The organism is Stieleria varia, assembly GCF_038443385.1.
In the GTDB taxonomy this organism is placed as follows: domain Bacteria; phylum Planctomycetota; class Planctomycetia; order Pirellulales; family Pirellulaceae; genus Stieleria; species Stieleria varia.
Map to the genome: position 1 here is coordinate 7,526,541 of NZ_CP151726.1, position 13,980 is coordinate 7,540,520.

A 13,980-nucleotide genomic window follows, 5' to 3' on the forward strand; every position below is an offset into this window, starting at 1 on the left:
GGCCGCTGAAATGAGCGTCGAACATTCAAGCGATATTGACAACCCCACTTCGTCTTCTTTTCCGCAGTCGCCCGAGCAAATCGCCGAGAAACTGCAGCAGTGCGGCGACACCATCCGAGAACACGTCGTCAATGCTTCTAAATGCGGCCAGTCTTTCGATGAAACCGAGCGTGCCGTGTGGAATCTTGTCTTGAAAACCGGCTTTCTGGCGATGGAGCTCTTCACCAAACTCCAAGGCAAGGGGGACCTTGGTGATCAAGCGGTCAGCGAATCAGGCAAAACACTGCGACGCAGCGAGAAACCGACCGACACGGTGGTTCGGTCGATTTTCGGTGAACACGCCTTTCAACAGTACACCTACAGCCCGGGAAAGAACAAGAGAATCGAACTGCATCCGATCAGCGCCCGCATGCAACTGCCGGAGCACCGCTGGTCGTACCTGCTCCAAGAGTTCTCCCAAATGTTCTGCGTCGAATCCGCATTCAACCAGGCCGCTGATAATCTCGAACTCGTTTTCGGAGCGAAATTCTCGATCGACACGCTCGAACAGACCAGCCAGAGAATGGGGGTCCAGGCCGATGCCTTTCTGGACGACTTGCCCACGCCCAAAAAGAAGGATGAAGCCGAGCTTCTCGTCGCTTCGGCCGACTGCAAGGGCGTTCCCTTGATCAAAGACGATGCCGCCAAAGTTGCTGCTTTTGAGACAGCAAAGAAACGGCCCGGAAACCGTCGCATGGCAACGGTCACGAGTGCTTACACCGTCGATCCCTATGTTCGCACAGCCGAGCAAATTGTCGCTGCCTTGTTCCGTGATGACAAAGAACCCGGCACGCAATCACGCAAGAGCAAAAAGAAACGACCGCGGCCAAAGCACAAGCATACATCGGCTCACTTTCCCGCGACCTTCGTGGACGACGATACGGAGGTTCCCATCAGCGGTATCCACGAGGGGATCGCATGGCTCGCAGATCAAGTCAGTGTCCGCCGAAAGAAACTCCAAGTGATCATTCTGTTAATGGACGGTCAGCAGAGCCTCTGGGAAGTCGCGCAGTTACACTTAGGCGACGATCCATTAGTGGTGCCAATCTTGGACATCATTCACGTAGCGACTTACGTGTGGGAGGCTTCGTCATTGTTCGAGAAATCCAGCGAAAAGCGAGCAGCGTTTACGCGGGAGCGATTGCTGAAAATCCTGCGTGGTGAGGTCAACGGGGTGATCCGAGGGCTACGTCGAATGGGTTCGCTTGGGAAACTCAAGGGCGATAAACTCAAAGACCTTCGACGCATCTGTGGTTACTTCGAGAAACACAAGGATCGGATGCGTTACGACGAATATCTTGCTGCAGGCTACCCGATTGCCTCGGGTGTGATCGAAGGCGCGTGCGGGCACTTGGTAAAGGACCGCATGGAACGAAGCGGGATGCGTTGGACGCTGGAAGCTGCACGGAGCATGCTCAACGTGCGGGCGGTATTTCAGAGTGACTACTGGGATAAATTCTGCAAACAGCGAGTCACGGAGTTGAGCGAGAGCACCCATCCAAACCGTAACATGGTCTGCCACTACACTCCGCTTACCATGGCATGTTAACCGGCGGGTTGCCGGTCACACTCGTGGGCAACGGCGATGAGCAGCGGATCACGATCGTGGCGAAAGGATCCGATGTCAAAGCATTTTCGATTGACCATGCTGGTGCCGGAGGAAACGCCGCACTATTGGGATTTTCGACGACACAGAGCGTGAATGCAGACACGCTCCCACATCGCAGCGTCTTGGGCATGACCAGCCGCCGGGCGACGCGGGATGTGAATCCCGCCCTGCTCAGTCAGTTACCCGAGGATGCTTTGGAGGAACTCCGGTCGCGACTGGGTATCGCACCCGAGGCATGGAGCTACGACGCCGCGGAGAAGACCTTGATTTTTCGTTTGGAAGGTTCGGTTCCAACGCAATCAAAATCGGTCGCAATGAATTTGGATCGTACGATCAACCTGGGAGTGTTTGGAGAGCTTGAATTGATTGCTCAAGCCACTGCGAGCGCGTCCGCCTCAAACATTGGGTTCCAGCTAAATGTCGGGCTGAATCTGGATCCCAGCGACCGCTCGATGATGATCAACGCCGGCACAAGGCTTGCCGAGTTAAACGATGGTCGAGGTGTCGGCACTGCGGTCGGCGTGGCAGGAACGGCAGCACCAGGCTCACGTCTGGAGCGAAACCGCGACACACCGTTCGACATTCAGTACAGGCGTGCCGGCAACAGCAAGGTTTTCACGCAAAAGATCTATTTGCGCAACGTCGACACGGTGGATAATCTGACGGCGCAAGATTTAATTGACGATCTACAATCCGCACTGGATGATTCGGGACTGGGCAGTTTGTTCGAAGCCGTGCTCATCGAGGACGCCGACGATAGCTCACGCAATCGCTTGCACATTGTCGCGATCGATCCGTCCATTGCTTGGATGGAAGTTCGTATTGACCGTCGCTTGGCGACGCCGTTCGGGATGTTGGCAATCAACGATAGTGACTACCGGCAGGCTCCGACACAACCGGCAACCGGCGACAACCGCACGGCCTATCCCGATTTATTGGTCAAGGATTTGGCGAGAGATCAGGAGTATTTTATCAGCCTGGATGGTGTGATCACACTCGGACAAGCGTTGCAGGCAATTTCGGCTCAGACCGGCGGACTGGTCAGTGGATCGATCCGCGATCAAAGCCAGATTGTGTTGACGTCCGATACGCCATTCGAAGTTAGCAACCTGGATACTGGTCAGCTCACCTCGCATGCCGCGTATGATCTGGGGCTGCTGGCGACCAGCGAGTTTGTCGCAGGGAACTATGAAATCGCTAGTCCTCTCTTGAATGACGTCCCCCTTTCCGACCGCGTTTTCTTGGCAGAATCGTTTCCCGGGGATGCTGCCAAAAAGACAAGTTTGTCAGCCAACATCGACTTGGAATCTCGCAACGTCGCCATCGGTGGCGCTCTGGGCATGATCGGGCTGGAGGCGACGACGCAGAGCAACAACCCGATCAAGATCGGTTATGGACTGGACCTGGAATTGACCGACCCGGGAACGTCAGCGGACGACGGGCGTATAACGCTACGAGAGCTGATTCAGGCTGAACCACTCGATCTGTTTTCCCCGCCAACGTTGTCCGATATCACCGTCGGTGGAAAGATCGACGTACGAGGGGAGCTGCAAGGCGTTTTCAGTTCCACGCCACTGTTAACGATGACGCTCAATAAGCCAGAGTCGGGTTTGGACTTGCTGACGTTTGACACCTCGGCGATGGACGACGTGCTGAAACAGTTGCGAAGTCTGCAGCCCCAAGACGTCGCGGCAATACTATTGCGTGTCGTCGACCAATGGACAAATGGTGAGTCGACCGCATTCTTGCGAGAAAAGCTACCGATCGTCGGATCGGCACTGGCCGACGTTGCCGATGTGTTGACGAAAGTCCGGGCGGCGATTCGCAGTGTCGTCAGCGAAGTAAACTCACCTGCGGTTGCGGAAGCGATCGATGATGTGCAAGTGACAATCGAAGACTTGCCACTGGCCAGAAGCGAAAAACAATCGATCTTTGATGCTCTTCAAACTGCTCGCGAACTGCTGGCCGAGGTGCGATCGCTGGCCAATACCGAATCGATCACGCCGACGCTGACCAAACTGCTTGCGGCAGTGGGAACGATTCGTCAGGAAGCGAAGAACCTTGGCATTCCCCTGACACCCGCAGCATCCGCTGCACCGGTTGCTGCTCCAGCGGCTTTCAGTCGCGTTCCGGAAGGAGAATCCGTTACGAGAGAACCCAGCGAGCTGGAGCGGTTGGTGATCGAAGCATTGGATCGATTGTGGGACGCATTGCCTGCGGCGAATGACCTCGCAAAGCGTTTTAGTGATGCGATACGCCGCGAGTTGCCAAACAGCGATGATGTGACGTTCCAATTTGATGCGTCGATCGATGACAACAACCGGCCGATCATTCTGGTCGGTCTAAGTTTGTCGCAGGCCGGTGAGATCAAGTTCGATCCCAACTTTACGGTCGATAACTTCTTTATCGGGGCGGATGCGGCGCTCGATGGGGTCTTCGGAGTTGATGCTGAGTTGGGACTCGGTGCCAAGTTGTCCTATGACGGTTCGTCGCCAACGGTGGAGTTGATCACGGCGAACCCCGAAGGCAACCCTTACTATGTGCCGACGCATTTGTCACTCAAAGCGAGTGCGTTGGCGAAAGGCAGCGCCGCCGTGACCGTTGGCACGGCACCGGTTGCCGGCGGTGATGTGAATCTAAGACTGCAGAAGTCGACTGCCGATTCCAATCCCGCAGAGATCATTGTGTCGCTTGATGCCGATGCCGACGGACTGATGCCGGTCGATGAATTGGCGAGCAAGATTCAGTTCGAGGCCAGTGGCGTGCTGACCGGGAATCTGAATGTCGATTTGATTGGCGAGCGTGCGGACAACGTGGTCACGCTGGAGTGGGACATTGCTTCCGGTGAAGCACCGGAATTCGTTGTCGATGAATCCCGTTTGGTCGGACTGTTTGCAAACTTTGATTTTGACTTGGCAACGATCATTATAGGCATTGATGAATTCTTGAGTCTACTTTCCAACACGTTGCGTGAAGAGTTGGACGAATTGCCGATCATCGGCGGCGGCTTGGAAGACATCGGCGGCTTCATTTCAGACCTGCGAACGAAGCTTGTCGAGCCGATTCGCGAGCTTTTCGCCGCTAGCACCATTCGCACTTTTGCTGATCTGGAACGTGAGCTACACGATCGTATCTTTAACGCACTCGGCGATTTGATCACCAACGAGGACTTACTCGATATCACGCTGACGGCAGATCGTTTTGAAATCGAAGTCACCCTCGGCAAATTGTACACGGTAGTCGACATACCCTTCGACACCAATCTGCCTGGGCTTTCCATGCGTGATGGAAGTGGATTGGAGGTTGACATCACACCGACGCTGGATATCGGTTTTGGTGTCAGCCGCTATGAAGGGTTTTATTTAATCAATGGCACCGGCAACGAACTGAGTCTACAGATTGACGCTCACTTGGCACCGGAAACCGAATTGAATCTGGACCTCTTTGTGCTCGATGTCACGGCATCCCAATCGTCTGATGAACCAGCAACCGGGGTTTCTGGTTCGATTCAGATTGATCTGGGCAACCAAGAAACGCCCATCGGGCAACTCAACCAATTCGATGTGCGTATCGCTGTGGATGCCAATCTGAACCTGGATTTGAAGACGCGAGTTGCGGGCGGTGTTTTGCCGTCTATCACCGCCGACTTGGTCGGCCATTGGGGATTCGACACTGACATGGGCGGTGTTCAATCACCTTCGTTTTCTCTGAACAACATCTCGCTGGACGCTGGCAGATTCCTGGGCGAAGTGATTGGTCCGGCGGCACAAAAAATCAACGAGTATTTGGAGCCGGTTGCCGACATTATCGAGATTCTGGAAACCCCGATTCCCGGCGTTTCTCAGCTATCGCAATTGGCTGGCAACGGCCCAGTGACGCTGTTGGATCTGGCGCTATCGCAATTGGATGCGAGTGATCGCGAATCGACGAAGAAGTTTATTCAGTTCCTGAAGACGGTTCAGTCGGTGACGGAACTCTCGAATCGTATTTCGGCAGCGGGTGAGATCAACTTTGGCAGCATTTCCTTTGCGGGCGAGGGGCTGACCGAGGCGGGTTGGAACTTGAATGTCGGTGAGACACTGGGAAACCTTCCAGGTATTACGGTTGATTCCGGCGTTCGTTCTAATCCGCTGGCTACCGCCAACGCCGAACTCGACTCGCTCGTGGCAGAACTTTCGCGCGAACCGAGTTCTGCAAAGCGAAAGGATCAAGGACTCGGATTGAGTTTTAAAGTTTGGGACGAGCCGAGCAGTTTAATACGCATGCTGTTGGGTCAACCGATCGATTTGATCACATGGAACGTTCCGGAGCTAAAACTTAGCTTCGATTGGGCCCAACGATTCCAAATCATTCCGACACCACCGATCAGCGTCGAGATTGGTTTGGAAGCCGTGATGGAGATCGATCTTTCGTTGGGACTTTCTAGTCGAGGACTGCAAACGGGTAATTTGCTGGATGGATTCTTCTTTGGTGATCGGGCGGACGTTACCACCGGTGACGACATCGACGAGTTGACGTTGCGTTTGGGCGCGACGTTGGCGGCGTTGTTGGACTTGGGAGTTGCCTCGGCGGGAATTCAAGGCGGTTTGTACGGTCAGATCGCGGCCAACTGGCGTGACCCCGACGGCGACGGAAGATTGTATTTTGATGAACTCGGCAAAATGCTTCGCGACGATGGGTTCGAATGTCTGTTTGATCTTCGTGCCGAACTGACCGCTGTGATCCGCTTGGTTTGGCAGGTGTTGTTTGCCGAGGGTACGATCGATATCGCCGAGATCACGTTGTTCGAAACGGACAACAGCAGCGTGTGTCCGGCTCGCTTGGCCGCGCACGTTTCCGACGGCAATGAGAAAGACAGTCGCGATTTCCCGAATATACTTCCGGAGCATTTGCTCGAACAAATCATTGGCCCTGAACCAGACTCCCAATATGCCCCGGCAGGCACATTGATCATTCACGCCGGGGCGATGGCGGGATTGAGGCATCGCGGTAGCAGCAAAGATGTAAGCGAATCGTTCACGCTATCCAATCCGGCACCTGGCGTGGTTCGTGTGCAAGGAATGGGATTGGACAATACATTTGGAGGAGTCACCTTGGTCGCCTTCGACGGCGGGCTGGGCAATGATGAATTGAACGTCATTGCGGATCCGGAAACGAACCGTACTTTCAGTTTGCCAATTGTTGCCTTTGGCGGTGTCGGCCGCGATCGCCTGTATGGTGGCAACAAGGAGGACCATCTATTTGGTGATGCTGGCGATGACTTTTTGTTCGGCGGCGATGGGGGGGATCAATTGTTCGGCGGTGATGGCGATGATCAATTAGACGGCCAAAAAGGCGATGACTCGTTGTGGGGAAATGCTGGACGGGACACGCTTTTTGGTGGTGATGGCAACGACACCCTCCACGGCGGATTGCAAGACGATCATCTGTACGGCGGAGATGACTTCGATACGCTCTACGGTGACGACGGTCATGACTGGATCGAAGGCGGGGCTGGCGATGACCCGCTGATCGACGGCGGCACAGGAAACGATTATCTGGTTGGTGGATCTGGGGCCGATTTTCTGCTCGGCGGTTGGGGTAACGATAGCCTGATCGCCTACCAGATCGATGGCCCGGTTGTGCAAGGTCAAGCCGACGATGATGTGCTTGAAGGCGGCCCCGATGACGATTTTCTGTGTGGTTCCGCGGGTTCGAATTCTCTCTATGGCGGAATCAGCTACAACACGTACCGCAACGACTTGATCGATTTTGACAACACCATCCCAGTGCTGCCTGGAGGCTACCTACTGGAGTCGTGCACCTCTGAATTGCCCGATTCGTTACCAACGCCACAATCCGGGTCGGTCACGGTGCGAGTGTTCCGCGACCACAACGCGGATCACGCCATGGGCAGCTCCGAAAAGTTCGAGAACGATTGGGAAGTTGAACTCATCGATGCCGAGGGAGGCTCGGTCGCGACGGCGTTTTCGCAGGACGTCGACTTGAACACAGACGACTACATTGATCCGACGCTAGAACGTGGAATCGTTCGTTTTGACGACGTGATTCCAGGAACCTATTCACTGCGAATAGTCAAAACGCTCGGAAAGGATTTCGAGCGCATCATTCAAACTGCACCGCAACCGACAGGCTCGGACGACTTGATGCCAATCGTCGTTGCCGTCGGCGACGCACAAAGCATCGATGCTGGTTTGATCGGCATGCACCTGCGTCCCGAAATTCGCGGCACGGTTTTCCATGACATCAACGGCAACGGAAGACGTGATGAAGGCGAGCCAGGGTTGGAGGGTCGTAATGTGTACATCGATGCGGACAACGACGGCACCAACGACAGTTTGGCTCAAACAATCACGTTTCCGACCGAAGTCTATCTGGGGAGCAGCAAAAACGGAGACTTCCGGTTCATTCTGAAGGATACGCAACCTGGCGAACGTATTGTCCGATTGGATTTAACCAGCGGCGTGCAAACATCGCCAGCGGATCAAGAGATTTATTTTTCTAACTTGAACTCGAACGCCGACCTGGAACAAAGCTGGAGTTTGCCGAGGCATTACATTGCACCCAATCAAAGCGAACGCATGTTGGGCTTGTTCGGCAACGAGTCCACGTCGCTGTCGTTGTCGAATCTGCCGGCACACGAAAGCTTGGAGATTGAATTTGATCTTTGGATCGTCGGTTCATGGGACGGTAAGCCAGCCGACGACGAAGGTAGCAGCGGTCCTGGCGACGTTTGGAGCTTCCAGGTCGATTCGCAGACGGAATTCATCACGACATTCTCGAACCTTCAGGGATTCGAGGTAACGCCACGACTTCAGGATTACCCCGAACAACTCGACCAGGCAGCGGCGAACCAGCACGCCGGAGGAACCGGTGCTTTTCGCGCGCCTTACTTACCCAACGGCACCGGACTCAACCCACTGGGCGAACCCAATAGCCGCCAAGCGGCCTATCGGATGTCCCTCTCGGTTGATCATGTCGACTCGAACGCAGTCATTCGTTTCTTGGGCAGCCGATTGGAAGCGGGTGAGACCTGGGCGATTGACAATGTACGCGTCACCGCAAAACGAGTCGGCTACACGCTCGATATCGACTACGAACAGTCGGTGACGGAAATCGACTTTGGGATCAGCGACTTTGTTTCGACCAGCCAAGCGATCGTCCAAACAACACAAAAATCGTCGGCTGCGTCCAACGAGGAGATTGAGGGCTTCAGTTCTCACTCGGCCGCACCGACCATCATGGCGCCGACGCTGGCCGCGCCAGCGGTCATGGCGGCAGGCGAATCTATCAGTACCTATGCGGTCAGCGGAATCCGTTTTGAGGATACGGATACGGATGGTGTCTACGACTGGTCGGGCGGCGATCGAGAGTCTGGCATCGCTGGGCAACCTGTCTATGTCGACCTCAATGGCAATGCTGCATATGACGCAGGCGAACCGTACACCTTGACCAACAGCAACGGTGCTTTCACGTTCCAGCTTGAACCCGGCACCTACACCGTTCGCGAGCTGATGCCGCCTGGATGGACCGAGACGTCGCCAAGCGAAAGACCTTGGGGCATTACCAGCGACGGCTACTTGGCCGAAATCGATCCAGAAACCGGTCACTACACCCACGTCAAACCGATCGAGTTGCCTGACGGGTATGCAGCCACGCAGTGGATCGGGTTGACATACGACACTTCGGGGCTAGCAGGCCGCTTATTGGCGGTCGGAAATTTCTCCCTCTTTCCCGTGGGCGATTTGCTGAGTTTTCTCTTCGAGATTGATTCAATCACCGGAAAAGCGACATTGCTGACACAGCTCTCCGAAGGCATCCCTGAGGGCGATCTCGTCGCCGACTTCGGTGGCCTGCATGCCGTCAAAACGTACGGAAACGCCGCTTGGTTGGTTGACATTGACACCCAGTCCGGTCAAGTCACCCGACGCGGCATCTTTCATGTCGGCTCGGAGTTTGGACCTCCGGATGCATCTTCACTGACGTTTCACAATGGTGACTACTGGTCGGTCGTCTATGACGGACAAGCTCAGTTGGTTCAGATCAATCCGTTCACCGGTCAAGCGAAATCGAAACGTCCGCTTTCGGATCCCTTGTTCGGCAGTGTTGCAGGAATGGTGGCTTATCGCGGTGAGCTAACGCCGAGATTCTTGTTCGCTGCGGGTGAACCACGCACGGGCGAGAATGCACCCGCCATATATGACCTGGATTCCGACGGTTCGCTAGCGAATCTGCATTCGGTTCCGCTTAGCTTCTCGGGCTTGACCTGGGTTCCCGACCGCGGACACATCGTTACCGTCATCGATCAACCGGTCGACAGCTTATATTTCGGCAACATTCGCACAACGATTGTCCCCGACGGAAAGGATCACATCGAAGGTCACGCTGGCGTTGATTGGATCTGGGGAGACAACGATGTCAGCTACGACCCGTATATCATTTCGCTCGGTGATGACGACGAATTGATCGGTGGCGCGGGAGCCGACTATCTCAGGGGGGATTTGGGAAACGATATTCTCTGGGGGAAGACCCATGAGGTCGCCGCAGCATCGCCAACGAGTGCCTCCGAAAACGATGACCTGGACGGTGGTGAGGGAACCGATACGGTGGTCAGTTGGCTGGATGCGGATCAAACACTCACCAATGGCAACATCTCTTTCAGCCCGTCGTTGCTCGTTTCCGACAGCCTCTATTCGATCGAGCACGCTGAGCTTCGAGCGAGTTCGATGAATTCGCAAGGCCGCACGCTTGACGCATCTGCTTTCACCAGAGGCAACGTGAAGTTGGTCGGCGGTGGCGGCGACGACACACTGATCGGATCACCGCAAAACGACGACCTGGAAGGCGGCGAGGGCAACGATAGTCTGAGCGGCGGTTCGGGAGCGGATCGTTATTTGTTTACCGTGCCGACGAGCCAAGAGAACGACGTCATACGCGATACCGATGGCATCGACACGTTGGATTTCGGCCGTTACGACGATTCGGTGAACGTCTTTCTGAACCGACGTATGATGCTCACGGGAACTCGTAATCTTGAGAATCTTGATTGGGACTCAGACCCCTATGGGATTGAGAACGTCGTCGGCGGTGGTGGCGATGACTGGATCGAAGGAAACGACGGCGCTAACCGGCTCGAAGGCGGCGACGGCAACGATACGCTGTTGGGGCTGGATGATGAAGACTTCCTCATTGGCGGCGCTGGCAACGACTCGCTCGATGGCGGCAACGATCGCGACGTGTTCTTTTTTTCAGACGTTCTCGGTGTCGATGAAAACGACATCGTTAGCGGTGGTAACGGTCGCGATCTGCTCGATTTCTCATCCCTTTCGGGCCAGCAACATTTAATCGTCGATCTGGACGCGTCGACGACTGTCGCAAGCCATGATGGACGAACCGTTCGCTGGAAAACCAAGGCGATAACTGATATCGAAGACATCGTCGGTACGTCCGGCGACGACCAGTTCTACAACGGCATCGATGGGAACCGAATAAGTGGCGGCGACGGCGATGATGTTTATTACTTTCGACATCTTTCCGCGCTCGATTGGATCAATGAGTTCGAAGGTCAAGGTCGAGATCGAATCGACTTCAGCTTGACCCCAGCTTCGGTGTCGCTGTCAATTGACTTGTCGAGCCAGGTTTTAGCGGAATTGAATCAAGCCGGTACGGCAATCCGTGTGCGTGCCGGTGGTGATCTCGAAGCCATTGAAGATGTCGTTGGCGGACAAGGTGACGATGTGATACGAGGCAGTTCCCGTGATAACCACATCGACGGTTGGTATGGCAGCGACCAAATCCATGGCGAATTGGGCGACGATCGATACATCATTTCGCCAGATCCCTCCAATCGAGTCGATACGTTCTTCGAAAACGCCGGCGGCGGCAGCGACACAATCAGTTTTGCGGAACACTACGCGGACCGAACCGACCCGATCATCGTAGAACTGTATGGCGGCACCGCCAGCATTGCCGGTGTGCCGCGAGTCACCCTGGATGATCCGCAGCGATTCGAAAACGCGATCGGCGGCGGTGGCAACGACACGCTCCTTGGCAATGACGGTAACAATCGCTTGGTTGGAGGCGATGGCAACGATCGGTTTAGTGGACGAGGCGGGAATGACCGATTGATGGGAGGAGCGGGTGACGATCGATACGCCTTCGAATCGCTGCGATACGTCCAAAGCGGAGGCTCCAATCAGTATCAAGTGATTCCCGAAAACGATGTGATTCTGGATCCGACCGTGGTACTGGATGAGTTCGGGGTACTGGTGTTGGATGCGGACGGGCGTCCGATCCCGTCGACGAACTCCGGCAACGATACGATTGATTACGTCGACGTGCCTCCAACATCGATCTACAGCCTGTCTATCGACCTGGGGAATAGTCTGCCTCGCATGTCCGAGTACTATGCGGTTCCACCTCTACCGCCGCAGGGAACGGTGGTCAATCCGGTCCTAGCCTATCGCTGGATTGATCGCACATACTGGAGTTGGAGGGACCAGATTTTCGGCACCGTTCTCGAAAACATCATTGGCGGTCCAGGCAACGACACATTGATTGGAAACGACGCATCCAACATCATTCAGGGTGGTGGCGGAGACGATACGATTTACGGTCTCGGCGGCAACGATTTATTGCTTGGCGGAGGTGGAAACAATGTGATTTATGGTGGCCGAGGAAACGATCGATATCAATTCAATTGGATCAGCGACTCTTACGATATTTTGGTCGAGGAAGGGGGAACCGTAGTCGGCGAATCGCTTCGCGTTGGTGGAAACGACACTCTCGACTTCACCGGTGCACCAATGGAGATTTCATTTGATCTCTCTGACTTTGCCCCGGGCACCGGCGATCCCTCAAGCTATCGCGACATCGGCATACTGCCAGGAACCCGACTCCTGTTGAAGGCACAGGGTCAATCGATCACATCGCCTGATCAATATGACGGACGACCTTTCGAAAACGTGATCGTCCCCCCGACGCCGGCGTTAGCGGCAAGTTTGAAAGTGTTCGATAGCAACGATGACGATGCCTTGTCGTCACTTGATGCACTGTTGATCGTCAATTGGCTCAGGAACAACCGTGCTGATGGCCAAGAAGCACGGTCTCTGAATTCGAGCATTGACCGATTTGATAACAACGGCGACGGCCGAGTTACCTCACTCGACGCGCTGCGGGTCATCAACGAACTTGCGAAGCAGGGCGTAAGGCGACAGCAATTGAAGACAGAACCGATGAATCACGCGGCAGTGTTCCAAGGCGATGAGACGACACGCCCGTGGGCTTTGACCAGAGACTTAGACCTCGAATGGCTCGAAGATGATGAACTTCGGGAGCGAATCCTGTAGTTCGCCCGACGGTTTGTTGGAGTTTGCCTGGACCATCAGTTCACTTGCCACACTCCTCGCGATGGGACTCGGTACACCTATGCCCGATGAGTGAACGAGGATATCGAAAGAAGAAGGTGTCGAGAAAGAGGTGTCCGGTCGAGAAAAAGGTGTCCGACACCCTTTCTCTTTCGACACCCTTTCTCTTTCACTGCCTACGGCGTCGCGAACGATGTATGAAAGTCGCCCCCGCTATCAACAACCACGCAAGCGTTGACGGTTCCGGCACGGCGACGGCGTTGTTGACGGTAAACAAGCCATTCATCACGGTGGTGAACGACGAGATGTCCACCAATCCGCCCGTATTGGCAGTGCCGCGTTTGGCATCCACCAGGGTCAGATCCAAGTCAAAGGTTCCGCTTTGGACCGAACGGTCCAACAGAAAGTCGACAGACATCAGGCGCATCGTTTGGCCACTTCCAACGTTGTACTCGGTGTCGTTCGACGCCGCTCCGAATGAGTACAAGCCGGTGTGCTGGGACAGACTGACCATCGGAGTTTGAGAGAAATTAAAATCCGCTTCTTGGGCGTTGGAATACCTCAAATTGCTGCCGGGATCGTTTAATCGAAACGTGAATCCAGAAAACACCGACGGTTCTGCTGAACCATCGTGCGTCACCAAAACGTCAATCGTGAAGACTTGGTCAATGCCATTACTTTCGACGGTCGTCTGCCCCGGATTGAATTGAAGGACGAACGCCGCGTCCGCAGAACGAGTCAGCATCCAAAGCAACACAATCGCCGCCAACCCATTGAGACAAACCCGACTCGCAAGTTTTAGAGTTGCGCATTGCAAAGCAAGGGCCCGCGAACTTGCGTTGAATCGGGCTCTCTTACCTGCAATGAACCCAACTTGGAAACGCGTCAGTGAGGAAAGACGTTCAATCGTCCCACATACCAGCGGTTCTACTCGCTCGCGCGTCTGGCTTGTAAGAGCGAAACGAT

At 54.9% G+C, this 13,980-nt stretch carries 3 protein-coding genes; 2 read left to right on the forward strand and 1 reads right to left on the reverse strand.

Annotated elements, in window-relative coordinates:
• The first annotated feature begins 10 nt into the window (after positions 1-10).
• Positions 11-1,588: an ISKra4 family transposase gene (locus Pla52nx_RS25305; protein WP_197455184.1), complete on the forward strand. Its 1,578-nt coding sequence runs from the start codon at positions 11-13 to the stop codon at positions 1,586-1,588.
• On the forward strand, positions 1,582-12,996 hold the full coding sequence (locus Pla52nx_RS25310) for a dockerin type I domain-containing protein (RefSeq protein ID WP_146518711.1): 11,415 nt from the start codon (positions 1,582-1,584) through the stop codon (positions 12,994-12,996). The genes Pla52nx_RS25305 and Pla52nx_RS25310 overlap by 7 nt, the downstream gene beginning before the upstream one ends.
• 187 nt (positions 12,997-13,183) lie before the next feature.
• On the opposite strand, the gene Pla52nx_RS25315 is transcribed toward Pla52nx_RS25310, so the two are convergent.
• Entirely contained in the window at positions 13,184-13,759 is a 576-nt protein-coding gene (locus tag Pla52nx_RS25315) for a PEP-CTERM sorting domain-containing protein (RefSeq protein WP_197454329.1), read from the reverse strand.
• Positions 13,760-13,980: the final 221 nt, after the last annotated feature.